Below are 22326 nucleotides of genomic sequence, written 5' to 3'. Positions count from 1 at the left end.
CACTGCCCTGGACTGTTCACGCCGCCGACCTGGAGGCCCCCGTTGTTCACTTCCGTCGACGACGTCTCCGCGCGCCTCGCCGAGACCGGTTATCTCGCCTCGCCCTCGGTCGCCACGACCGTCTTCCTGGCCGACCGGCTCGGCAAGCCGCTCCTGGTGGAGGGCCCCGCCGGGGTCGGCAAGACGGAGCTCGCCAAGGCAGTGGCCCAAGTGGCCGGGGCGGAGCTGATACGGCTGCAGTGCTACGAGGGCGTCGACGAGTCACGGGCGCTGTACGAGTGGAACCACGCCAAGCAGCTGCTGCGGATCAGCGCCGGCCGCGACGAGACGTGGGACGAGACCCGCACGGACATCTTCAGCGAGGAGTTCCTCCTCACCCGCCCGCTGCTGACGGCGATCCGCGGCGACGACCCGAAGGTCCTGCTGATCGACGAGACCGACAAGGCGGACGTCGAGGTCGAGGGCCTGCTCCTGGAGGTGCTGAGCGACTTCCAGGTCACGGTGCCGGAACTGGGCACGATCACCGCCACCCGCCGCCCCTTCGTCGTCCTCACCTCCAACGCGAGCCGCGAGCTGTCCGAGGCGCTGCGCCGCCGCTGTCTGTTCCTCCACATCGGCTTCCCCGATCAGGAGCTGGAGCGCCGGATCGTACGGCTGAAGGTGCCGGGGCTCGACGCGGCGCTCGCCGAGTCGGTGGTCCGGGTGGTGGGGGCGCTGCGGGCGATGGACCTGCGCAAGCTGCCATCGGTCGCGGAGACCATCGACTGGGCGCACACCCTCCTCGCGCTCGGCGCCGACACGCTCGACGAGAGTGTCGTACGCGACACCCTGGGCGTCCTCCTCAAGCATCAGGACGACGTCCTCAAGGCGGCGGCGAAGCTCGATCTGGACGCGCTGTGAGCACACCGGTCGCCGAGCGGCTCACGTCGCTCGTCGCCGCCCTGCGCGCCCACGGCATCCGCGTCGGCACCGGCGAGACGGTGGACGCCGCCCAGGCGATGACGGCGCTCGGCCTCGCGGACCGGGAGCTGCTGCGCGAGGGGCTGGCGGCGACGCTGCTGCACGGCACGGCCCAACGGCCGGTGTTCGACCCGGTCTTCGACCTCTACTTCCCGCGGGGCGTCGGCGCGCCGGAGGCCGGCACCACGGACCGCGACGACCTGCGCGACCGGCTGGCGGCCGCCCTCGCCGCCAACGACGAAGCCATGATGGCCCGGTTGGCGGTCGAGGCCGTCGACGGCTTCGGCGGATACGGCTCCTCCCCCGCCTCGGACGGCTGGTCGTCGTACCAGACACTCGAACGGCTCCGCCCGCAGACGCTGCTCGCCCGGGTCCGCGCCGACGTCCGGGCGCAGGGCGGGAGTTCGGGGTTCGCCGACCGACTGCTCGACGACGAGATCCGGCGGCGCATCGAATCCTTCCGCGCTTCGGTGGCGACGGAGGCACGGCGTCGGGTGGCGGAGCGGCGCGATCGGGACGAGATCGCCCGGCGTGCGGTGCGGCCCACGGCCGACCGGGTCGACTTCCTGTTCGCCGGGAAGGCCCAACTGGCCGAGCTGCGCAGGACGGTTCAGCCGCTGGCGCGGAAGCTGGCCACCCGGCTGGCGGCCCGTCGGCGCCGGGCGGCCCGGGGCACGATCGATCTGCGGCGGACCCTGCGCGGTTCGTTGTCGACCGGCGGGGTGCCGATGAAGCCCGTACTGCGCAGGCGCCGCCCTGCGCGGCCCGAACTGGTGCTGCTGTGCGATGTGTCGGGCTCGGTCTCCGGCTTCTCGGACTTCACGATGCTGCTGGTGCAGGCCCTGCACGACCAGTTCAGCAAGGTGCGGGTGTTCGCCTTCGTCAACCGGATCGACGAGGTGACGGGACTGCTGGAGCACGGCGCGGCCGACGCGGCGGGACTCGGCGCCCGGATCCGGTCGGAGGCGGCACTCACGGGCTATCACGGCGGCAGCGACTACGGCATGGCGCTGGGCGAGTTCGCGGAGCGCTACGGCGACGCGGTCGGCCCGCGCACGACCGTGTTCGTCCTCGGGGACGCCCGGACGAACATGAGCGACCCCAACCTCGCGGCCGTCCGGCAGATCTCCGAACGGGTCCGGCGCGTCTACTGGTTGAACCCCGAGCAGCACGCGCAGTGGGGTACCGGCGACTCCGCCGCGCCGGAGTACGCCGAGCTCGTCGAGATGCACGAGTGCCGCAACGCGAAGCAGCTGGGCACGCTGGTGGGACGGCTCCTGCCGATCTGAGCGCCGTACGGTCCGGATGGACATAAGGCCGGACAGGACGCCCGGCGCTGGCTGGCGGGCCGGTGTCACCCAGGTAAAGCGATCGGTTTCCGTACGGCAGGCCGACCCCGGAAGTCAGCCGTCACCCTTCTTGGCGTAGTCCTTGGCCATGCCGCCCGCGAAGTCGTAGACGATGCACTGTTCGTCGCCCACCACCCAGGCGTCGTGCCCCGCCGAGACCACGAAGACATCGCCCGGGCCCACCTCGCCCTCCTTGCCGTCGTCCATGCGGATGTGCATCCTGCCCTGGACCACATAGCCGTTGTGGTGGACCTCGCAGCTGCTGGTCCCCGCGATGGGCGCCACGGACTCGGACCAGCGCCAACCCGGTTCGAACGTCCCCACAGCGAAGTCGAGGCCCGTCAGATGGACGGCTTCCAGATGCCCCCGGGGGAAGTCCCGCCGCTCGTCCGGCTTGTCGAGGATCTTCATCTCCAGCATGTCGACGCTCCCTTCAGACCGCTCGCTCGGGCCGGGCCGGTCTCCGTCTCCCGGCCACCACACGCGGCACCGGCGGGGGCCGAGCCCCACCACTCCATCGTCCGCCCGTCAAGCGGGAGCCGCCATTCGGGTGGCCTCCAAGGAAACGTCGGGGGACGAGCCCTGGTGCTGCCGACCGACGTCCGACGGGACCCGCTCAGCCGACGGGATGCGCGACGGCTTTGGGAGAGGGGCCGTACTGGTTGGCGCCCGGGGTGCCGTCCACTGTCATGGCGACGAGGTAGATGACCGGGCCGGCGACCGGGATCAGGGCGATGAGCATCCGTCGGCCGGACTTGCCGGTGTCGTGCAGCCGGCGGACCGAGACGGTCAGCATGGGCACGATGAACGGGAGCAGGAGGAGGTTCAGCAGCGGGACCTCGATCGCGAGGCTGGTCCCGACGATCACAAGGGTGGCGATCACGTACAGCACCGAATACCACCAGTACTCCGCGCGGCGGGCGCGACCGGTGAACGTGGCGTACTTGGCAGTGAGGCACGTGTGTACCGCGTCGGTGAACGACATGCTGGTCACAGCGGATCCTTTCGCAGAAGCGTCAGAGGGGCACGGGGTCGCAGCAGGGGCAGAAATTGGATAGAGCTATCCATTTTGTGATACGGATAGGCCACTCCGTTTCACCGATGGCCAGCGTAGCACTGAAAGTGGATAGGCCGTTCCGATCACCGGACCACAGTTCGGTGGCATAAATGGATAGGGCAATCCGATTGCTAGACTGCCCGGCATGACACCTGGCGCCCAGCACCCCGACGTTCCCGTCACTCAGCCTCTGCGCAGTGACGCCGAGCGCAACCGGGAGCGGATCATCGCCGCTGCGCGCACGGTGTTCGCGCGGGACGGCCTGAACGCCTCCATGGCCTCCGTGGCCCGCGTGGCGGGGGTGGGCATCGCCACCATGTTCCGCCGCTTCCCCACGAAGGAGGAACTGGTCGACGCCGTCTTCTCCGACCGCATGGAGGCCTACGCCGACGCGGTCACCGTCGCCCTGGAGGACCCCGACCCCTGGAACGGCTTCGTCGGTTACATCGAGGCCGCCTGCGCCATGCAGGCCGCCGACAACGGCTTCGCCGACGTCCTGACCATGACCTTCCCCACCGCCAAGGTCCTGGAGCAACGCCGCAACCAGGCGTACGAGGCCATGCTGCGCCTCATCGACCGCGCCAAGGCCACCGGCCGTCTGCGCGAGGACTTCGACCCCTCGGACCTGGTACTGATCCACATGGCCAACGCCGGCGTCGTCAACGCCACCGGCGACGCCGCCCCCGACGCGTGGCGACGCGTCGTCGCCCTCCTCATCCAGTCCCTCGAGACCCCGACGCGCGGCCCCCTGCCCGCCTCACCCGGGCACGAACCCCTCTACAAGGCCATGCTCCGCGCCGGCCAGGCCACCTCGATGCCGACACCGGGCAAGAGCAACTGACCTCGGGACGTCGCGGTCGTGGGAACCCATGGGTCGCCACCCACTCCGGCCTCACACAGGGGCGTCGGCACCTGACGCGGGAAGCCGCGGGACTGCCGGCACACAGTTGAACCTGCCACCGCAGCCGCGGTAGTGATGCACGTCACATCCACTACAAGAAATAAATGGACCGCCCGGCCCACTTATCTCGATCAGTGAGAAGGGACAGCCGGCCCGCCCCGAATGACGCGCCGCTGACCGACCAGGAGGCTCCCGTGACCCAGTCCGTACCACGTCGGAATGGCGCGACGCAGCGTCTGAGCAGCTTGGCGCACGATGCCGCAGGCACCCGGTGAGCTGCATGGCCGCCTGCGGCCTTCGCACCCGCGGTTCCCGGCACACGCCGATTCCGAGCCGGACCGCGCCACGGGGTACGTACATGCGACCTGCCCTGGCAGGCGGTGCGCTGACACTGGCCGCGTATTCCGGTCTCCTCGCCGTGTCCGTCCGTAAGGAGACCTTGGTCGAGGCCGGCTGGACGTCGTCCGCCGTCGAACGTCTCCGCCCCTACGGGACCGTCGCGGCGGAGCGAGGAGCGGCGTTCGCCCACGATGCGGCACAGGCACTGACCTGGATCCTTGCCCTCGCCTCGTTGCCCCTGGCGGTGCTGAGCCTGCTCTGGCTGGCCCGGCGGGATCAGCAGGTCTACATGCGCCTTGGCATCGCGTTGTTGTTCTCCGGAACGGCCGGGCTCGGTGTCTTCGCCGTGCTGCGGGGAGGGCAGGTGGGCGAGGCGTCCCTGCTCGGTGACTACCTGGCGCTGCCCGGCGTACATGCGGGCTGGTACGTGCTCATGGTGCCGGCGGTGTTCGCCACCACCTCGAAGACCCGGCCGCGGGCGGCCGTACTGCTGATCGCGCTGCTCGCGGCCGTGACGGGGGCGTCGACCGGGGGCGACCTGTGGCTCGCAGCGCTGCCGTCCGTGGTCGTACCCCTTCTGGCGTGGTACGCCGCAGGACACCTCCCGAACGAGAAGGAGAAGCCTGCACGCGGGGGCACGAACGCCTGGCACGCCAGGGATTCGCGGGGACGGGTGTTGCCGTTCCGGCCCCGCACCCGGGCGCCTGAGCCGACGGACACCCCGGAACCCGCCCCGCTGCGACAGGCGGGCTGACGGCCATGGACGTCGGTGCTCTGGTCGAGACGGCCGGATGGTGGTCGTACATCGTCGTGTTCGCCCTGACGGCGGGCGAGACCAGCGCCTTCATCGGTGTGCTGCTGCCCGGCGAGACCGTCATCCTCCTCGCGTCCGCGATCGCGGGCCGGGGCGATCTCAACCCCGTGCTCCTCGCCACCCTCGTCGTGACCGGCGGCATGACCGGCGACGGTCTCGGCTACGCACTGGGCCGCTGGTACAGGCGACGCCCGAACGCCCGGCTGACCCGCTGGGCACGAGCCGGCAGCAGGACCGGCCAGGCCCATGACTTCCTGACGCGTCATGGCGGGGCCGCTCTCGTCGCGGGCCGGTTCATCGGATTCGTACGGACCTTCCTGCCGTTCGCCGCCGGGGCGTCCGGCATGCCGTACCGCCGCTTCTTCCTCTTCAGCACTGTCGCCTCGCTGATCTGGGGGATCGGAAACGTGCTCCTGGGCTACTTCGCCGGCGCCGCCGCCATCGACTTCCTGCACTCGGCCGGACCGATCGGCGCGGCCGTGCTCGCCGCCGTGGCGGTGGCGCTGTTCGGTCTCGGGTGGCTCCTCAGGCGTCGCCGCGGCAGCGTGCGGGCGCCGTCGCCGTCTGCCGTGGTGGCCTCCGGCGCGGCCTTTCGGCGCCCTGAACAGGAGCCGATCCACCTCATCAACTCTTCGAAGGAGTAAGGCCCATGGGATTCGATGGTGCGGCGCTGGCGGTCGTGCCGCTGGACGCCGAACATGCGAAGAACACGGCGGCCACCGGTGCGAAAGCCGCCAATCCGGCCCGTGCCGCCGTCGCCGGGCTGCCCGTGCTGCCGGGCTTCGTGCTGATGCCCGCCGGCCGCGCGCCCTGGGCGCCCGTCGGTGAGGACGCGGTGCGCTCCGCGTGGCGGGCGCTGGCCGGCCCTCAGGAGCGGGCGTTGGTCGTGCGTTCCTCCTCCGCGCACGAGGACACCGAGGAGTCCTCGATGGCCGGGCGGTTCGAGTCGGTGCTCGATGTACGGGGCTGGGAGGAGTTCACCAAAGCGGTGCAGATCGTCCTCGACTCCGCCGGGCGGGTACGACCGCTGCGCCCGCCGCAGGAGATCCCGGACGGGGACGGAATGGCGGTGCTGGTGCAGCCCATGCTCGAATCGACCGTCGGCGGCGTGATGTTCGGCGCCGACCCGGTCGAGGGCCGCACCGACCGGATCCTCGTCAGCGCGGTGGCCGGCGGACCGCATCAACTCGTCGACGGCAGCACCCAGGATGTCCGCTACCAGCTGACCCGCCTCGCCCGCCTGGTGCGCACCGACCCGGCCGAAGCGCGCGGTCACCGTCGTCCTGGGCGAAGGACAGACACAACACCGGAACTGAACATCTGCCAGCGGGAGCATGAGGTCCGTCGGGCAGCTGCTGTGGCGGCCGAGGGTGGTCGGCCGGACCATGCCGGCGACGGGGATGCCCATGCCCAGCGGCACGGTCGCCTCGGGGCCGATGCGGGGATCAGCGCCGTGGTGGCGAGGGAGGCGGACGCGTCCGAACTCCCGCAGCCCACCCGAGTCCGTCCTCGCCCTCACCACCGGTGCACGGACTCGGTGCGCTGAGGGCGGTCAGCCCATGTGGACGGGCGGCGCGCCCTCGGTGTGGTCCTGCTTGCCCGCGTTGATGGCCAGGACGGTGACCGCCAGTCCGCCCAGGAACATGGCGCCCGAGGCGATGAAGGCCATGGTGTAGCCGTGGGTCAGCGCCTCACCCGCCTTCGCGACCAAGGGGAGGTCCTGGGTGGCCTGGCCCCTGAAGAGGGACGAGGCGGCATCGGGCAGCTTGTCGTTCGCGGCCGAGGTGGAGATGGTCGACAGGACCGCGAGCCCGAGTGCCCCTCCGATCTGCTGGGCGGTGTTCAGGAGCGCCGAGGCCATACCGGTGTCCTGGTGGTCGACGCCGCTCACCGCGCCCAGCGTCATCGGGACGAAGCTCATGCCGAGCCCGACCGCGGTGACGAACATCGCCGGCAGCAGATGTCCGGCGTAGGAGGAGCCGGGCTCCAGGCCGGCGAACCAGAGCATGCCGCCCGCGCCGACCAGCAGGCCCGGTCCGGCGATCAGCCGGGGAGACAGTCGGGTGACCAGCTTGGAGCTCATACCGGCGGCGGTCCCCATGCCTATCGTGAAGGGCAGGAAGGCGAAGCCGGTCCTGATGGCGCTGTAGCCGAGGATCAGCTGCATGTAGAGCGTCAGGAAGTAGAACATGGCGAACAGGCCCGCACCGATGAACAGCATCGTGCCGAAGCTGCCGGAGCGGTTGCGGTCCTTGAACAGCCGCAGCGGCATCATCGGGTCCGCGGCGCGTGCCTGGATGACCAGGAACGCCACCAGGAGTACGGCGGCCGTCGCGAAGGACGCCAGCGTCAGGCCGGTCGTCCAGCCGTGTTCGCCGCCGCGCGTGATGCCGTAGACGAGGGCTATCAGACCGCCGGTGCCGGTGATGGCGCCGGGGACGTCCAGGCGGCCGGGGTGCCGCTCGGCCTCGACGAGGGCCTTCGTCCCGGCGAGGACGGCCAGGCCGATGGGGATGTTGATGAAGAACACCCAGCGCCAGTCGAGCGCGTCGGTCAGTACACCGCCCAGCAGCAGGCCGACGGTGGCGCCGACGCCTGCCATGGCCGCGTACACGCCCATGGCCGTGTTGCGTGACTTGCCGGCCGGGAAGCTCGTGGTGATCAGGGCCAGCGAGTTGGGCGCGGCGAGGGCGGCGCCGATGCCCTGGAGGATGCGGGCGCCGATCAACAGGCTCTCGTCCGGGGCGAGTCCGCCCAGCAGCGAGGCGATGGTGAAGACAGCGATGCCTGCCTGGAACATGCGCCGCCGGCCGAAGAGGTCGCCCGCCTTGCCGCCGAGGAGCATCAACCCGCCGAAGGCGAGGGCGTAGGAGTTGACGATCCACGCCAGGTTCCCGTTGCTGACACCCAGGTCGGTCTGGATGGCGGGCAGGGCGATGTTGGTGATCGTGGCGTCGAGGATCACCATCAGCTGGGCCGTGGCGATCACGAAGAGTGCCAGGCCTAGGTTCCGGCCGCCCGGGGAAGCCCCGGACGCGTCGGTGCCTGGCCGGCCGGGGGGCATGGTGGTGCTGTCGGCAGACATGGGAGAACTCCAAAGGGCGGGCGAAGGGCTCGGGAAGGGAAAGTCATCCGGACAGGGAGAAGCGGTGACGTCGGATGCCGAAACCGCTTCCGGCCCGGATGGAATGGGCACACAGGGCGGGCGGCACGTCGTCGAGTGCCGTGCGGGGCGGAAGAGTCGCTTGCGGTGGCAGGCGGGAGGCGCCATTCGGAGGGAGGTGATGCCTCTCAGCCGGGGCTGCTCTTGCCGTGCTTCCAGTAGCCGAGGAAGGAGATGTCGGACTTCGGGACGCCCTGGTCCTTGACCAGATGGCGCCGCAGACCTGTGGGAAGGCCGCTCTCGCCCGCCACCCAGCAGTAGACGCGCTGCCCCGGGAGGAGCTTCCAGGAGGACGTGACCGTCTTCAGGGCCAGTTGTCCCGGGACAGCAGTGTGGTCGTGGTCGTCGCGGGGCAGCCAGTGGACGGTGACTCCGGTGGGTGCCGCGACGGGTCGGATGTCCCGGCCGGTGGGCACTTCGAGGTAGGCGTCTGCGGTGAGATCGGGCGGTGACTGTTCCAGGATGGACAGCAGAGCCGGTACGGCGCTCTCGTCGCCGACGAGCAGCTGGGGCGGGGCGGCCGGGGTGGGGAGGTAGCCGATTCCTTCGGGGAACAGCCCGACCGGGTCGCCGGGGCGGGCGTGCAGGGCGAACGCGGAGGCGGGGCCCGCGTCACCGTGATCTTCGTGGTCGCCGTGCAGGACGAACTCGATGTCCATCTCGCATGCTTCGGGGCGGAAGGCGCGCACGGTGTAGAGGCGGACCCAGGGGCGGACGGCCGGCCGCATGAGCATGAACTGGGCCAGCCAGCCGTTGTGCGAGGCGGTCGGCATGGCGAGTTCCCGCTGGCCGTCGCGGCGGAAGAAGAACCGGCATGACTGGTCGACACCCATGGGGTCGAAGTCGGCCAGGTCGGGGCCCTGGACGGTGAGGGTGACGAAGCTCGGGCTGGTGCGTACGGTGCGGGTGACCTCGGCGCGGAGCATCCTGCGCCGGGTCGGTGACTTGTGTCGGGGCATGCCGGCTCTCCCGGTGGGGTGGGTCAGGTGGGGTGTGTGAAGGCGGGGAGGAGGATTTCGTCCGTCAGACGTTCCAGGAACGCGTCGGTGACGGGGACGTCCGCCACGAGAGTCCGATTCATCAGCACGCCCTGCGCCAGCTCGCCGAGCCAGGACAGGTCCGCATCCGAGCGCAGCTCCCCACGGCCCTGGGCCCGGTCGATGACCTCTTCCCACATGCCGTCGAGGGGCTGGGCGAGCTGACGTTCGGTCGCCTCGCGCAGGTCCGCGTCACGACGGATGGCGTCCACGAGGTTGCGCAGCATGGCGCCGTCCCGCTTGAGCCAGTTGCTGACCCGCCGCAGCGCTTCCAGGACGTCGGCGCGGAAACTGCCCTGGTCCGGCACGGTGAAGGAGAAGTCCACGCGGCGGCGTACGGCGTCGATGACCAGTTCCTGCTTGGTCGGCCAGCGTCGGTAGAGGGTCGTCTTGGACACGCCCGCCCTGGTCGCCATGGTGTCGAACGTCAGCCGGTCGAAGCCGACCTCGCTGAGCAGCTCCACGGCGACGGTGAGGATGTGGCGTTCGCGTTCTCTGATCTTCGCTTGGGATTGCACAGTACGAAACTGTAGCGTACTAGCGATGTAAGGCAACCCTTATTTTTGACTTGCGGAATGCCCGACGAGAACATCTTGGCCATGGTGGAGCCGGCGTCTTCCACGCCGTACAGCCCCGCCAGTGGGACGGCTCGAGGTCGATCCGTCGACCTGGGCGGACGGCCTGGTCCGGGTCATCTCGAAGGTGTGTCGGCGGCCAGTGCGTCTTCTACTGGCCGCCGACAAAGGCGTACAACGGTCAGTGGACGGCACCACCGGACTGCCCGAGCAGTCGTGCGCGGCGCGAGAGGTCGCACGCAAGATCCGCAGCGGCACGGTCTCGATCAACAACGGCATCACCATCGATCTCGGGGTGCCGTTCGGCGGCGTCAAGCAGTCGGGTACGGGCGTGAACTCGGCCCCGAGGGTCTCGACGCGTTCTACAACAAGCACGCGATCTTCCTCGACCGCGAGCCGGTCGTGACGCTCTAGCGTCGCGTGGACCAAGTGGCGCAGAACGGGGAGTCCCTCCCCCCATGTCAGCAAGGTCGTGCCCTTCGTCGAGGCAGCGACGGCTCTCGCCGCGGTCGAAGGCGGCCACGCCCTGGGCAAGACCGTCCTGAAAGTGCGGTGAGGGACGCAGTACCACCGGCCCGGAGGGACTCCGCGGCGTCCACGGACTCGTCGTGCCGAGGCGAGGGACGTCGCGGAGTTGCACGCCTGAGGCCGCGCGATGGTCAGTGGTCGCCCGCCGGTGGCGGAGTACGTGGACCGCTGTGCCGACGCCCCCGGGCAGTCATCCGTCCCGGCAAGTCATGCCACGAGAAACCCCGCTCGCCATGACGGCAAAATGCGCCGTCTCAGCCATCAGGGTGCGGTGGCGTTGTGAGCCCGGTGTTCGCGGATCTGGCCCTGGTGGTCCGCGACCCAGGTGATCAGGGACGTGACGACATGGTGCAGGCTGCGGCCCAGGGGGGTGAGGGCGTACTCCACGCGCGGCGGCACCTCCGCGTAGGCGGTTCGGGTCACCAGGCCGTCCTGCTGGAGTTGGCGCACGGTGACGGTGAGCATCCGCTGGGAGATGCCGGGGACTTCGCGCTGCAGCTCGGTATAGCGCAGAGGGCCGGCCTCCAGGACGGCGATCACGAGCATGCTCCACTTGTCGCCGACCCGGTCCAGGATCTGCCGGACGAAGTCCATCTGCTCGGTAGGGATGCCTGCGCACGGCCCCCGACCCGCGGCGACATCAGGACGGTCTGCGGTGTCCATGGCGCACATTCCCCTCCGGCACACACATCGATGTGCCTTTTGTACGGCCTTCCATACTGGTCCATCATGATGCTACGCACAAACAGTAGGAATTGGAGGTGCGTCAGTCATGAAGGTCGAGATCTGGTCCGAGATCACCTGCCCCTGGTGCGGCCTGGGAAGTCATCGCCTGGACCGCGCCGTGGAGCGGTTCGAGCACGGCGACGAGGTGGAGGTGATCCACCGCTCGTTCCCGATAAGCGACAGTTTCGCCGTCGGCAGTACGGTCAGCGTGCGCGAGGCCACGTTGCGGAAGTACGGCCTGGCCGACGCCAGCCTGGAGACAACGACCCGCCAGATCGAGGGGATGGCCGAGCAGGAGGGCCTGAGCCCCTACCGGGTGCTGGACAACCAGGTCGGCAACACCCGGCTCGCCCACGAGTTCCTCGCCCACGCTTCGGCCGAGGGCAAGAACCGCGTTGCGTGGGACGGTGTCTTCCGGGCCTACTTCGGTCAGGCGCGGCCCGTCTTCGGCCTCGACGACCTGCTCGACCTGGCCGACGAGTTCGGCCTGGAGCGTGAGAAGACCCGGCGTGTGCTCACCGAGGGCCGTTACCGGCAGCAGGTGCAGGACGAGCTGGAGCAGGCGCAGCAGCTGGGGGCCACCGGCGCGCCGTTCATCGTGGTCGACGGCCGGTACGGCATTCCCGGGGCGCAGAACACCGACGCCCTGCTCGGCGTCCTGCGCCAGGCCTGGGACGAGACCCACCCGACCGTGCTCGCCGCCGGAAGTGACGCGGCACTCTGTGGACCGGACGGTTGCGCGGTTCCCGCGGACCACGCCACGCACGCCTGATCCACCCACCTGTCAGGCTTTGCGTCCTCCACGCTCCCCGGTGTCACCACACGGCTGATCGAGCCCGCTCCACGGGCGTCGTCGATCGCCTCCCACCTCGCTCGTCGACGGCGCCGACGCCAGCGCCCCGCCCCCTGAGCACAGGGTCACCGTGTATCGGGCCCAGCCTTCGCCACCCTGATGTGCCGGGGGCGCAGGCGGCCGAAGCCTCCACCTGCCCGGGTCCACCACGGGCACATCCGTTCCCCGCTGCGATCCGGGACCTCACCCCACTGAAAGGCAACACCCATGTCCTACCTGCTCCACATCGACTCCTCTTCCCTGGGCTCCGGCTCGGTCTCCCGCCAGGTCGCCGAAACCCTCCGCGCCGCGTGGGAGGGCCCGGTCGTGCACCGTGACCTCTCAGTCTCGCCCGTACCCCACCTGACCGAAGCGGGCATCACCGCCCGCATCACCGACCCCGCCCAGCACACCCCGGAGCAGATCAAGGCCTCCTCGATCCAAGACGAGCTCATCGACGAGTTCCTCGGTGCCGACGCCTATCTGTTCACCGTGCCGATGTACAACTTCTCGATGCCCTCCGTATTCAAGGCATGGCTGGACCAGATCATGGTCGCGGGCCGCACCCTGGACTTCGTCAACGGCTCCCCCGTCGCCGGGCGTCCGGCCGTCGTGATCTCCGCGCGCGGTGGCGGCTACGGCCCCGGCACCCCCAACCACGGCCTGGACCACGTCATGCCCGCCCTGGAGGTGATCCTGGGCCACTCGCACACACTCGGACTCGATCTGAGCACGGTGACCCCAGAGCTGACCCTGGCTCCCCACACCCCGGCGATGACCCCCCTCGTCCCGCTGCACGAAGCGTCCCTGGCCGACGCACACGACCAGGCCCTGCGATGGGCCCGGACGGTCGGCGAACGCACCGCCGCCTGACCGGATCGGCCTTCACCGGTCAGCGTCGGATCCCGGCGGCATCGGCGCGCCGCCTGCGTGTAGCCGGCGGCGGTGGCGAAGTCGATGCCGTTCAGCGAGGCGGCGGCCACCTTGACCAGCCGTTCGCCGGCCGCCGGGCGAGGGGTGTCCACCTCGGTCACGGCCGGGGGCCGAGGGGACGGATTCGAGCGCGACAGCACGCATGACAACACCCTTTCACGCAAGTGGGCCAGGCGGCCCACTTACACTGCCGCCCACCGCGCAATAGAATCGGACCGCCCGTTCCACTTGGGTAGAGTGGGTGCATGACCTCGCCACCTTCCGACCAGACACCGTGCCCGCAACCCGGCACGGGACTGCGCGCCGACGCCGAACGCAACCGCGACCGCATCCTGGCCGCCGCCCGCCGCCTCTACGCCACCGAAGGACTCGGTGCCTCCATGGCCTCCGTCGCCCGCGAGGCAGGCGTCGGCAAAGCCACACTCGGCCGCCGCTTCGCGACCCGGGAGGAGCTCATCAACGCGGTCTTCGCCGACCGCATGGACGCCTACGCCGACGCCGTCGCCGCGGCGCTCGCCGACCCCGACCCCTGGCGCGGCTTCACCGGCTACCTCCACACCGTCTGCGCCATGCAGGCCGCCGACCGCGGCTTCGCCGACGTCCTGACCATGACCTTCCCCACAGCCAAGGCACTGGAAGCCCGCCGCGCCGAGGCGTACGACCGGCTGCTCGAACTCATCACGCGCGCCAAGAACACCGGGCACCTGCGCGAGGACTTCACCCACCAGGACGTCGTCATCCTGCTCATGGCCAACGCCGGCGTCATCGCCGCCACCGGCGACGCCGCCCCCGACACCTGGCGCCGCCTCGTCGGCCACATGCTCCGCTCCTACGCCGCACCCGACGCACCGATCCCCCCACTGCCCGAAGCCCCGAAGCCCACGGCTCTCTACCGCGCCATGGTCCGCCTCTCACAATCGGGCCCGGGCACCGCCTAGGTTGACGGCCCTGGGCCCGTAGTACGCGTTCGGGCTGTGGCGGACGTCTACCGGCCAGGGGGGCGCCGCCCGTGCGCAGGCCGATGGAGATGCGGGCGCGGTGAGCGCCCGTGACCCGAAGAGCTGCCGATGACGGCAAGAATGGTCACGGGGCCTGCGCGGGATCCTCGCCGACGGCGGTGGCGAACTCGCCCTCCTGGTGCCACACATGGGCCGCCTGCACCCGTGTGTTCATCCTCGGCAATGGCGACGTCGCCCATACGTGCACCATCACCCGCATGCCGTCGCTTCCCGGGCCTCGCTCGGGGTGAGGCCGAATCTGGAGCGGAAGAGGCGGGCGAAGTGGGCCTGACTGGAGAACCCCCACCGGTGCGCGACGTCGGCGATCCGGGTCTCCCTCGCCCCCGGTCCGGTGAGTTCCTGATGCGCCCTGACCAGGCGCCGTTCCACGATGTGCCGTGCCGGAGACGTGCCCGTCGACTCGAAGATCCGCCCCAGGTGGCGTACCGAGATGCCCATCACGCCTGCCACCTGCACGGCTCCGAGACAGGGGTCGTGCAGATGCCGGTCGATGTAGTCCTCGGCCACGATGAGCTGCGACCGGTAGGCGTCGGATCCCGATCGCCCTCCCGTGCGCTCCTCGGCGAGTCGCCTCAGCAGGCCGAGCAGGGCCCCCTCGCCGTCGGCCGGATCCGGCGGCCCGCCACGCGCCGCGGCCAACCCACCGAGCAGGGAGCTCAGCGCGGCCACGAGCGCGCCCTCCCGCGCCGTGCCCCGTCCGAACAGCATCGGCCCGGGCAGCCCGCCTTCCACGCCCGCCTGTGGGAACAGGTCGTGCGGCACGTCCACCAGGATCTGGCGCATGGAGGAGGAGAACCCGAAGAGATACGGCCGTCGGGTGTCGTAGACCAACAGCTCGCCCGCGGTTGCCGCGAGGCAGCCGTTCTCGTGCAGGAACACCGCCTCTCCCTTGAGCAGGAGAGTCGCGAACACCGAGTCCTTGGGCGCCGACCTGACCGTCTGCGGGCTGCGCTCGATGGCGTGGGCGTTGCCGGCGATGTCGGCGAGGCGCAGGCCGCCCAGCTCGATGTTGGTCTGCCTGGCCAGCAACCCCTGCTCGGAGTAGGAGGTGCAGGACAGGCCCACCAGCGCCCTGCGGTTGTAGTCCTCCCAGTAGTGGATGCGCTCGGCGGGTGCGATGTGCTCGGTGGTGGCCTGGGAGATCAGGGAGGGGACGGACACGCGACCTCCCATCGGCATGCGGTCGGGGTGCCTGAGCTTAGGTGACAGGTCACACCGTCAGGAAGCCTCCGCCCACAGGGACGACCGCCCCGGTGACGTACGAGGCGGCCGGCGGGCGAGGTCGTACTCCTCGCCGTCGCGGCTGACGCCCGCGCAGTTCACCGGGGCGCTCACGGACGCTGCTCCCCCGGTCGTACCAGCACTTTGACCTGATCCTCTCCGCGCAGCACTGCCTCGAATCCGTCACGTACCACGTGTTCCAGGGGGATGGTGGAGGTGACGATCCCCGCCAGGTCCACGCCTCCCTCGGCCACCATGCGGATCAGTTCGGGATAGGCGTCGCGGTATCCCACACTGGTCGTGATCGTGTGCTCGTTGTTCACCAGCGCGAAGGCGTCCAGGCGGACCGTGCCGGTCAGGCCGAGGAACATCACCCGCCCGCCGCGTCGGGTGGCGGCCAGACAGGCACGCAGGGTGTCCTCGGAGCCGACCGCCTCGAACGCCACGTCCGCTCCCTCGCCTGCGGCCACGTCGACGAGGTCCGCGCCGGTCTCGGTGGCACCCAGACGCAGCGCCAGCTCGCGGCGGGCCGAAGTCCGGTCGGCGGTGACGATGCGCCCGGCGCCATGACGGGCCGCGAGCTGCGTCACGAGCAGCCCGATCGGGCCCAGGCCGAGCACGGCGACGGTCTCGCCGGGGCGGATCCGGGCCCGCCGCACCGCGTGCAGGGCGACGGCGGCCGGCTCGAACACCGCCGCCTGTTCCAGGGAGACCGACTCGGGCAGCCGGTGCAGCATGTACGCGGGCACCGTGGCGTGCTCAGCCAATCCGCCATGTCCCATGAGCCCGGCGAACCCGAAATGCCGGCAGATGTTGTAGTCCCCGGCGAGGCACCGCGGGCAGGTGCCGCAACGGTAGTGCGGCTCCACTGCCACACGGTCGCCCGGGACGACGGCGGTGACACCGTCGCCCACCTCGGTGACGGTGCCGCAGAACTCGTGTCCCAGGACGATCGGAGCCGCCACGCCGGACTCCGGGTGCGGGTCGCCCACGGGAATGGCGTGCGGCCCGTCGGTGTACTCGTGCAGGTCGCTGCCGCAGATCCCGCAGTAGGCGACCTCGATCGTCACCTCGCCGGGGCCGGGTGGTGTCACCGGCACGTCCTCGACGCGGACATCCAGGGCTCCGTGCCAGACGGCCGCCCTCATGCGACGTGTCCGGCGGTCATGAAGAGGGCGACGAGACGGGGCTCGCACCGGTCGGCCGTGCGGTTGTCCGGCGCGACGGTGGTGTCGGTCATGGCGGTCTCGATCGGTCGGGGCGCGCCGCGGCTCAGCGGAACAGGGAGTTGACGTAGTCGGCGCCGATCCCGGCCTTCTCGTAGTGCTCGCGGCACATCTTGATGTAGTCGTGCACGTCGAAGAAGCCGTCGGGATCGCCGTTCTCGTCCAGCCAGATCAGCGGGCCCTTGACGATGAAGAACACCTTCATCGGCTCGTCGCTGTCGTAGGCGACCAGCGTGTGCCCCTCGCCCGGCGCCTCGTAGACGAAGTCGCCCGCGGTCGCCGTCCAGGGCCGCTCCAGGTAGCCCCACTTGCCGGAGATCGTGTACGCGAACACCTCGTGCGGGTGGTAGTGCCGGTTGACCAGCCCCGCCTCCTTGGCCCGCAGGATGTCGGCCCAGCTGTTGTCCTTGACGTTGATCCACAGCGGGCGCGAGCCGACGGTCTCGGTGAAGGGCACGTAATAGCGGTCGTCGTCCGTGGCCACCTTGGACAGATAGACCTCGGGAAGGGCGTCGGGGCGGAAGGAGTTCTCGATCGGCCTGAGGTCCTTCCAGAACTCTCCGGCGGGCATGTCGGGCATGTGAATGGCCTCTCTCGTCGCGGACTTACCGGAGTGAATCCCCGAGCGGCCGGTGCCGTCTTTCCCGTGGCAGACCTCAGCGCTTGCAGATTCCGGACATCGGGACGTCGCGACGAGGAGGCGGTTGCTGTCGGGGGTGGGCACACCGAGGTGGCGCCCCCGTACGTCGGCGGGTCAGCCGAGGCCGTCCGCGCCGACCTGCACGGCGGACTCGTCCAGTACGGCGTCGGAGACGAGATGTGGGCTCCCGTCGAGGCCGAGGACGGGGGTGGCCTCCTTGTACCAGGACTCGATGACGGCGTTGCCCCAGAAGTCGCGGCGGCGGTCGTCGTGGACGTTCCAGCGGTACGTCTCGTGGTCGGGGTCGCCGGTGTAGTAGTCGGAGGTGTAGATCTCGACCCGGTGCCCGTCGGGATCACGCAGGTAGAGGTAGAAGGCGTTGGAGACGCCGTGTCGTCCCGGGCCGCGTTCGATGTGGTGTTCCTTGCGGAGCGAGCCGAAGAGGTCCGCGGCGCGCAGGACTTGGTGGGACTCGTGGGTGGCTACGCCCAGGTGGTGCAGGCGGGGCCCGGCGCCGCAGGTGAAGGCGACGTCGTGGACGGTCTGTTTGCGGTACATCCAGGCCGCGTACAGCTCGTGCTCGTCGCCCTCGATGGTCTCCGAGCAGCCGAAACCCAGTGACTTGTAGTGGGCGTAGGCGGCGGGTATGTCCGGGGTGCAGATGTTGAAGTGGTCCAGGCGGGCCACCTCGGCGCCGTGGCGCAGGTCGTAGCGCTGGATCAACCGCTCGGCGTGCTCGATGTCGTGGAAGAACTCGACGGGGAAGCCGAGCGGGTCGATGACGCGAACGGCGTCGCCGACACCGGGCGTACCCTCCCCTTTCGGGATGCGCCGTACCGGGCGGCCGAGTTGACGGAAGAACCTCTCCGCCTTGTCGATGTCCTCGGGGGTGCGCACCCGGTAGGCGATGTGGTCGAGGGCGGCGAGCTCGCCCCGGCGCAGGACGAGGGAGTGGTGGGTCAACTCGTCGGTGCCGCGCAGGCACAGAGTGCCGGCATCCTCGTACTGGACGTGGAAACCGAGCATGTCGACCCAGAACCAGCGGGATGCGGCGAGGTCGGTGACGGCCAACTGTGCGTAGGCGGAGCGGATGACGTCCGGGGCGTCCGGGTGCGCGGTGGTCATCGGGCGGCTCCGAAGCGAGGGGTGTGGACATCGCCCAGGGCGACATGGACGATCTTCGACTCGGTGTAGAAGTCGATGGAGTGCGCACCGCCTTCACGGCCGACGCCGGAGGCCTTGACGCCGCCGAAGGGGGTGCGCAGGTCCCGTACGTTGTGGGAGTTGATCCAGACCATGCCGGACTCGACGGCGTGGGCGATGCGATGGCCGCGCTTGAGGTCCGAGGTCCAGATGTAGGCGGCGAGGCCGAACTGGGTGGCGTTGGCCAGCTCGATGGCCTCGGACTCGTCGTCGAAGGGGGCGACGGCGACGACCGGGCCGAAGATCTCCTCCTGGAAGATCCGGGCGTCCCGCTCGACGTCCGCGAAGACGGTCGGCTGGAGGTAGTTGCCGTCGGCCAGGTGTGCGGGCCGGGTGCCGCCGGCGACGAGGCGGGCCTCCTTCTTGCCGATCTCGACGTAGTTCAGGACGCGTGCGTAGTGCTCGGGGTGGACCAGTGCGCCCACCTCGGTGGCGGGGTCGGAGGGCGGCCCGACCCGGACGGCGTCCGCGCGCTCCGCCAGACGGCGGGTGAACTCCTCGTACACCGGCCGCTCCACGAGGATCCGTGAACCGGCCGTGCAGCGCTCGCCGTTGAGGGAGAACACCCCGAAGACGACCGAGTCGAGGGCCGCTTCGAGGTCGGCGTCCGCGAAGACGACGGCCGGGGACTTGCCGCCCAGCTCCATCGAGGTGGTCTTCAGGTGCTGGGCGCTGGAGCGGATGATGTGGCGGCCGGTGTCGGTGGAGCCGGTGAAGGAGATCAGCGGTACGTCCGGGTGGTCGACCAGTGCCTGACCGGCCTCCTCGCCGATGCCGTGCACGATGTTGACCACCCCGTCGGGCACTCCGGCCTCGGCGAGGATCTCCGGCCACAGTGAGGCCGACAGCGGGGTCCACTCGGCGGGCTTGAGGATCAGCGTGCAGCCGGAGGCCAGGGCCGGGGCCAGTTTCCAGCTCTCCAGCATGAAGGGGGTGTTCCACGGTGTGATCAGTCCGGCCACGCCGACCGGCGTGCGCACCACGTAACTGAACTGCTCGTCACCCTGCCGGAAGGCCTCCTCGCCGAGGGCGACGATCACATCGGCGAAATAGCGGAAGTTCTCGGCGGCGCGCCGGGCCTGGCCGCGGGCCTGGGTGATGGGGAGCCCGGTGTCGTACGACTCGAAGGACGCCAGCCGCTCGTGGCGGGCCTCGACCGCGTCCGCGATCCTGACCAGCACGTTGGCTCGCTCCCGGCTGCCCAGAGACGACCAGGCGGGAAAGGCGGACCGGGCGGCGGCCACCGCCCGGTCGACGTCGGCCCTCGCTCCGCGCGCGGCCCGGGCGTAGGGCGTGTTGGTCACCGGATCGGCCACGGGGAACGTCCGCCCGTCGGCGCTGTCGACCAACTCGCCTCCGATCCAGTGCTGGATGACGGGCGGCAGGTTCTCGATGCTGTTCTCGACGCTCATGGTCATGCTCCGATCTGTGCGGTCAGGTCGCCGCCCTCGGTCAGCAGCGCCCGGATCCTCGTCAGGCCCGCCTCGGTAGGTGTCGTCAGCGGCGGGCGGACGTGGGCGGAGGCGATGCGGCCCTGCTGGGCGAGGACCCATTTGGCGGGTGCCGGATTGGTCTCCACGAACAGCAGGTCGACGAGCGGGTGCAGCCGGTAGTGCAGGTCGCGGGCGGCCTCGAAGTCGCCCGCCTCCCACAGCTCGTACATCCGCGCCACCGCGGTCGGCGCCAGGTTGGCCACGGCGGAGACGAAGCCGGTGCCGCCGAGCGCCAGCAGGGGCAGGCACAGCAGCTCGATGCCGGACCACACCAGCAGCGAGCGTCCGCAGGCGTGCAGCACGCGGGAGAAGTGCTCGAAGTCCTTGGTCGTCTCCTTGACCCCGACGAAGTTCTCGAAGTCGGTGAACAGCCGCTTCACCGTCTCCGGCGCGATGTCAACGGCTGTGCGCGAGGGCACGTTGTAGGCGACGATCGGCAGATCCGGGAACTCCCGGGCCACCGTGGCGTACCAGGTGTAGAGCGCCTCCTGGGTGGGGCGCGCGTAGTACGGGGTGATGACCAGAGCCGCGTCCGCGCCCAACTCGCGTGCGGCGGCGGTCAGTTCGAGAGTCTCGTCGAGCTTGTGCGAGCCGGTGCCGGGCAGGAACGGCACCCGGTCGGCGATCACCTCTACCGCGGTACGCATCCCGGCGATCCGTTCTGCGACGCTCTGCGCGCTCGGCTCCCCGGTCGAGCCGCCCAGCGAGATGCCGTGCGAACCCGACTCCAGCTGGAAACTGATCAACCCGGCCAGACTGTCGTGGTCGACCGACCCCTCGGCGGTGAAGGGGGTGATGACCGGGGCGATCGAACCCCGGATGGTGGACGGGTCGCTGCGGAACTTCACGCCTGTTCTCCTTCGATGTCGTTCTGTGCGGCGTTCTTGGCGCACCAGGTGCGGTACTGCTCACGCCACGTCGGCCCCAGCGGGTACAGCCCGTCGACGCTCGCCCCGGCCCGCACCTGCTCGGTGACGAACCGCTCCTGACGCTCCTGCTCCCGGCAGTCGGCGACCAACTCGGTGGCGAGGTCGGGGGGTACGACGACCACGCCGTCGTCGTCGCCCACGATCAGGTCGCCGGGCTGGACGAGCGCCCCGCCGCAGGCGACCGGTACCCCGGTGTCCCAGGGGACGTGGCGGCGGCCGAGCACCGACGGGTGGGCTCCGCCGTGGAACACGGGCAGTCCGAGGGCGGCTACGGCCGCGCCGTCCCGCAGTCCTCCGTCGGTCACGATCCCGGCCGCGCCGCGCCGCTGGGCGCGCAGGGCGAGGATGTCGCCCAGGGTTCCGGCGGAGGTGTCCCGCCGGGCGTCCATCACCAGCACGTGTCCGGGGCGGAGCTCCTCGATCGCCCGCTTCTGGGCGTTCATTCCGGTGCCGTACTGCTCGAACAGGTCCTCGCGCAGGGGCAGATAGCGCAGGGTGTGCGCGACGCCCACCATGCGGGTGCCGGGCGTGGCGGGGTGTACCGCGTCGATCGACATGTGCGGCAGACCGCGCTTCCGCAGTTGCGCGCTGATCGTCGCCACGGCCACCGAGCGGAGACCGCCGGCGAGGCTTTCGCCCAGCAGCGGAGGGGGCTCGTCAGAGGGTCCGTACGCCGACTCCTCCTCGGCCCGGTCCGTTCTGGGCTGCGCGCCCCACGGCTCCAGGTCGTGATCGGCGTCGGCGACCGGGTTGCGCAGCACTCCTGTGCTCAACCGGCCGTCACTGACCTCGACTTCGACCACGTCGCCCGGCTGGACGACCGAGGCGCCGGCCGGGGTGCCGGTGAGGATCACATCGCCGGGTTCCAGGGTGAGAAGCCGGGACAGGTCCGCGATCAGCTCCCCGAAGGGGAACAGCAGCGAGTCGGTCGTGTCGTCCTGGGCGAGCTCACCGTTGACCCAGGTCCTCAACCGCAGTGCGTCGGGGTCGAGTTCGGTGGCGTCCAGCAGCCTTGGACCGATCGGGGTGAAGCCGTCCGCGCCTTTGGAGCGCAGGTTGGAGCCGCGGTCGGCGTACCGCAGGTCGTAGACGCCCGCGTCGTTGGCGGCGGTCACCCAGCGCACGTGGCGCCACCCGTCCTCGGGCCGCACGCGTCGGGCGCGCGCACCGATGACGAGGGCGATCTCACCTTCGAAGCCCATGAGCCGGCAGCCCCGCGGCCTGACGATCGCCTCCTGGGTACCGGCCAGCGACGACGGCGGCTTCAGGAAGTAGGAGGGATGAGCGGGGGTCCGGCCGCGCTCCTTGGCGCGGCTGCGGAAGTTGAGATGGACGGCGATGATCTTCGATGGGGTGTTCCCCAAGGGATGTGGCATTGGGG

General features: G+C 70.3%; 23 protein-coding genes and 1 pseudogene. 11 read left to right on the top strand and 13 right to left on the bottom strand.

Annotated elements, in window-relative coordinates:
- The first annotated feature begins 42 nt into the window (after positions 1–42).
- Positions 43–900 (top strand): AAA family ATPase, encoded by an 858-nt coding sequence (locus tag TN53_RS03635; protein WP_046256844.1) that lies wholly within the window; start codon positions 43–45, stop codon positions 898–900.
- Positions 897–2249, top strand: coding sequence for a vWA domain-containing protein (locus tag TN53_RS03630; RefSeq protein ID WP_046256843.1), 1353 nt, complete (start codon positions 897–899; stop codon positions 2247–2249). Before TN53_RS03635 ends, TN53_RS03630 begins: the two co-directional genes overlap by 4 nt.
- A 114-nt stretch (positions 2250–2363) precedes the next feature.
- Here TN53_RS03630 and TN53_RS03625 read toward each other — a convergent pair whose 3' ends face one another.
- Positions 2364–2729: a cupin domain-containing protein gene (locus tag TN53_RS03625; protein WP_046256842.1), complete on the bottom strand. Its 366-nt coding sequence runs from the start codon at positions 2727–2729 to the stop codon at positions 2364–2366.
- 196 nt (positions 2730–2925) lie between these two features.
- Entirely contained in the window at positions 2926–3294 is a 369-nt protein-coding gene (locus TN53_RS03620) for a DUF805 domain-containing protein (RefSeq protein ID WP_046256980.1), read from the bottom strand.
- 217 nt (positions 3295–3511) lie between these two features.
- Here TN53_RS03620 and TN53_RS03615 point away from each other — a divergent pair, with 217 nt between their 5' ends.
- From TN53_RS03615 to TN53_RS03600, 4 genes are all read left to right on the top strand, one after another.
- The gene (locus tag TN53_RS03615) at positions 3512–4207 is read left to right on the top strand and encodes a TetR/AcrR family transcriptional regulator (protein WP_046256841.1); all 696 of its coding nucleotides are present in this window, start codon (positions 3512–3514) and stop codon (positions 4205–4207) included.
- A gap of 418 nt (positions 4208–4625) precedes the next feature.
- Positions 4626–5360 carry a hypothetical protein gene (locus tag TN53_RS03610; RefSeq protein WP_046256840.1) on the top strand — a complete coding sequence of 245 codons (735 nt, stop codon included), beginning with the start codon at positions 4626–4628 and terminating at the stop codon, positions 5358–5360.
- Between the two features lie 5 nt (positions 5361–5365).
- Positions 5366–6064 carry a DedA family protein gene (locus TN53_RS03605; protein WP_046256839.1) on the top strand — a complete coding sequence of 233 codons (699 nt, stop codon included), beginning with the start codon at positions 5366–5368 and terminating at the stop codon, positions 6062–6064.
- Between the two features lie 5 nt (positions 6065–6069).
- Positions 6070–6966, top strand: a complete 897-nt coding sequence (locus tag TN53_RS03600) for a PEP/pyruvate-binding domain-containing protein (protein ID WP_046256838.1) — start codon at positions 6070–6072, stop codon at positions 6964–6966.
- A 6-nt stretch (positions 6967–6972) separates the two neighbouring features.
- Here the strand turns inward: TN53_RS03600 and TN53_RS03595 are convergent, their stop codons facing one another.
- The 3 genes from TN53_RS03595 to TN53_RS03585 form a co-directional block, all read right to left on the bottom strand.
- Positions 6973–8505, bottom strand: coding sequence for an MFS transporter (locus TN53_RS03595; RefSeq protein ID WP_095046272.1), 1533 nt, complete (start codon positions 8503–8505; stop codon positions 6973–6975).
- Positions 8506–8711: 206 nt separating this feature from the next.
- Positions 8712–9542 (bottom strand): siderophore-interacting protein, encoded by an 831-nt coding sequence (locus tag TN53_RS03590; protein ID WP_046256837.1) that lies wholly within the window; start codon positions 9540–9542, stop codon positions 8712–8714.
- A 23-nt stretch (positions 9543–9565) separates the two neighbouring features.
- Positions 9566–10138 (bottom strand): TetR/AcrR family transcriptional regulator, encoded by a 573-nt coding sequence (locus tag TN53_RS03585; RefSeq protein WP_159038094.1) that lies wholly within the window; start codon positions 10136–10138, stop codon positions 9566–9568.
- A 121-nt stretch (positions 10139–10259) separates the two neighbouring features.
- Here TN53_RS03585 and TN53_RS03580 point away from each other — a divergent pair, with 121 nt between their 5' ends.
- Positions 10260–10601 (top strand): aldehyde dehydrogenase family protein, encoded by a 342-nt coding sequence (locus tag TN53_RS03580; RefSeq protein ID WP_046256835.1) that lies wholly within the window; start codon positions 10260–10262, stop codon positions 10599–10601.
- 33 nt (positions 10602–10634) lie between these two features.
- Positions 10635–10751 (top strand): annotated as a pseudogene (locus TN53_RS49455) (zinc-binding dehydrogenase); the annotation flags it as partial.
- A gap of 233 nt (positions 10752–10984) precedes the next feature.
- On the opposite strand, the gene TN53_RS03575 reads toward TN53_RS49455, so the two are convergent.
- On the bottom strand, positions 10985–11386 hold the full coding sequence (locus TN53_RS03575) for a winged helix-turn-helix transcriptional regulator (RefSeq protein WP_199924506.1): 402 nt from the start codon (positions 11384–11386) through the stop codon (positions 10985–10987).
- Positions 11387–11495: 109 nt separating this feature from the next.
- Between TN53_RS03575 and TN53_RS03570 the strand changes: the two genes are divergently transcribed.
- The 3 genes from TN53_RS03570 to TN53_RS03560 all read left to right on the top strand — a co-directional run bounded on the left by TN53_RS03570 (position 11496) and on the right by TN53_RS03560 (position 14152).
- Positions 11496–12221, top strand: coding sequence for a DsbA family oxidoreductase (locus tag TN53_RS03570; RefSeq protein WP_046256833.1), 726 nt, complete (start codon positions 11496–11498; stop codon positions 12219–12221).
- Between the two features lie 288 nt (positions 12222–12509).
- Complete coding sequence (locus TN53_RS03565) at positions 12510–13154, top strand: FMN-dependent NADH-azoreductase (protein WP_046256832.1); 645 nt, start codon at positions 12510–12512, stop codon at positions 13152–13154.
- A gap of 305 nt (positions 13155–13459) precedes the next feature.
- Positions 13460–14152, top strand: coding sequence for a TetR/AcrR family transcriptional regulator (locus TN53_RS03560; RefSeq protein WP_046256831.1), 693 nt, complete (start codon positions 13460–13462; stop codon positions 14150–14152).
- A gap of 270 nt (positions 14153–14422) precedes the next feature.
- Here TN53_RS03560 and TN53_RS03555 read toward each other — a convergent pair whose 3' ends face one another.
- The 7 genes from TN53_RS03555 to TN53_RS03525 form a co-directional block, all read right to left on the bottom strand.
- Complete coding sequence (locus TN53_RS03555) at positions 14423–15394, bottom strand: helix-turn-helix domain-containing protein (protein WP_234441504.1); 972 nt, start codon at positions 15392–15394, stop codon at positions 14423–14425.
- Between the two features lie 170 nt (positions 15395–15564).
- Positions 15565–16602, bottom strand: coding sequence for a 2,3-butanediol dehydrogenase (locus tag TN53_RS03550; protein WP_046256830.1), 1038 nt, complete (start codon positions 16600–16602; stop codon positions 15565–15567).
- A gap of 124 nt (positions 16603–16726) precedes the next feature.
- Positions 16727–17260 (bottom strand): 2,4'-dihydroxyacetophenone dioxygenase family protein, encoded by a 534-nt coding sequence (locus tag TN53_RS03545; protein ID WP_046256829.1) that lies wholly within the window; start codon positions 17258–17260, stop codon positions 16727–16729.
- 174 nt (positions 17261–17434) lie between these two features.
- Entirely contained in the window at positions 17435–18445 is a 1011-nt protein-coding gene (hpaD, locus tag TN53_RS03540) for a 3,4-dihydroxyphenylacetate 2,3-dioxygenase (protein WP_046256828.1), read from the bottom strand.
- Entirely contained in the window at positions 18442–19935 is a 1494-nt protein-coding gene (gene hpaE / locus TN53_RS03535) for a 5-carboxymethyl-2-hydroxymuconate semialdehyde dehydrogenase (protein WP_234441503.1), read from the bottom strand. The genes hpaD and hpaE overlap by 4 nt, the downstream gene beginning before the upstream one ends.
- 2 nt (positions 19936–19937) lie before the next feature.
- Positions 19938–20864: a 4-hydroxy-tetrahydrodipicolinate synthase gene (dapA, locus tag TN53_RS03530; protein WP_046256826.1), complete on the bottom strand. Its 927-nt coding sequence runs from the start codon at positions 20862–20864 to the stop codon at positions 19938–19940.
- Entirely contained in the window at positions 20861–22321 is a 1461-nt protein-coding gene (locus TN53_RS03525; protein WP_046256825.1) for a fumarylacetoacetate hydrolase family protein, read from the bottom strand. The genes dapA and TN53_RS03525 overlap by 4 nt, the downstream gene beginning before the upstream one ends.
- Between the last annotated feature and the right edge of the window lie 5 nt (positions 22322–22326).

This window comes from Streptomyces sp. WM6386, assembly GCF_000972385.1.
GTDB lineage: Bacteria > Actinomycetota > Actinomycetes > Streptomycetales > Streptomycetaceae > Streptomyces.
Note: the sequence above shows the minus strand (reverse complement) of the source record. Positions and strands in the feature narration are given on the sequence as shown.

Excerpts from the sequence above, each read along its gene's own strand:
- TN53_RS03620 (WP_046256980.1), bottom strand. The coding sequence starts at position 3,294 with ATGTCGTTCACCGACGCGGTACACACGTGCCTCACTGCCAAGTACGCC.
- TN53_RS03570 (WP_046256833.1), top strand. The coding sequence starts at position 11,496 with ATGAAGGTCGAGATCTGGTCCGAGATCACCTGCCCCTGGTGCGGCCTG.
- TN53_RS03590 (WP_046256837.1), bottom strand. The coding sequence starts at position 9,542 with ATGCCCCGACACAAGTCACCGACCCGGCGCAGGATGCTCCGCGCCGAG.
- TN53_RS03550 (WP_046256830.1), bottom strand. The coding sequence starts at position 16,602 with ATGAGGGCGGCCGTCTGGCACGGAGCCCTGGATGTCCGCGTCGAGGAC.
- TN53_RS03625 (WP_046256842.1), bottom strand. The coding sequence starts at position 2,729 with ATGCTGGAGATGAAGATCCTCGACAAGCCGGACGAGCGGCGGGACTTC.
- hpaD (WP_046256828.1), bottom strand. The coding sequence starts at position 18,445 with ATGACCACCGCGCACCCGGACGCCCCGGACGTCATCCGCTCCGCCTAC.
- TN53_RS03610 (WP_046256840.1), top strand. The coding sequence starts at position 4,626 with ATGCGACCTGCCCTGGCAGGCGGTGCGCTGACACTGGCCGCGTATTCC.
- TN53_RS03615 (WP_046256841.1), top strand. The coding sequence starts at position 3,512 with ATGACACCTGGCGCCCAGCACCCCGACGTTCCCGTCACTCAGCCTCTG.
- TN53_RS03600 (WP_046256838.1), top strand. The coding sequence starts at position 6,070 with ATGGGATTCGATGGTGCGGCGCTGGCGGTCGTGCCGCTGGACGCCGAA.
- TN53_RS03565 (WP_046256832.1), top strand. The coding sequence starts at position 12,510 with ATGTCCTACCTGCTCCACATCGACTCCTCTTCCCTGGGCTCCGGCTCG.
- TN53_RS03595 (WP_095046272.1), bottom strand. The coding sequence starts at position 8,505 with ATGTCTGCCGACAGCACCACCATGCCCCCCGGCCGGCCAGGCACCGAC.
- TN53_RS03545 (WP_046256829.1), bottom strand. The coding sequence starts at position 17,260 with ATGCCCGACATGCCCGCCGGAGAGTTCTGGAAGGACCTCAGGCCGATC.
- TN53_RS03575 (WP_199924506.1), bottom strand. The coding sequence starts at position 11,386 with ATGGACACCGCAGACCGTCCTGATGTCGCCGCGGGTCGGGGGCCGTGC.
- TN53_RS03560 (WP_046256831.1), top strand. The coding sequence starts at position 13,460 with ATGACCTCGCCACCTTCCGACCAGACACCGTGCCCGCAACCCGGCACG.
- TN53_RS03605 (WP_046256839.1), top strand. The coding sequence starts at position 5,366 with ATGGACGTCGGTGCTCTGGTCGAGACGGCCGGATGGTGGTCGTACATC.
- TN53_RS03525 (WP_046256825.1), bottom strand. The coding sequence starts at position 22,321 with ATGCCACATCCCTTGGGGAACACCCCATCGAAGATCATCGCCGTCCAT.
- hpaE (WP_234441503.1), bottom strand. The coding sequence starts at position 19,935 with ATGAGCGTCGAGAACAGCATCGAGAACCTGCCGCCCGTCATCCAGCAC.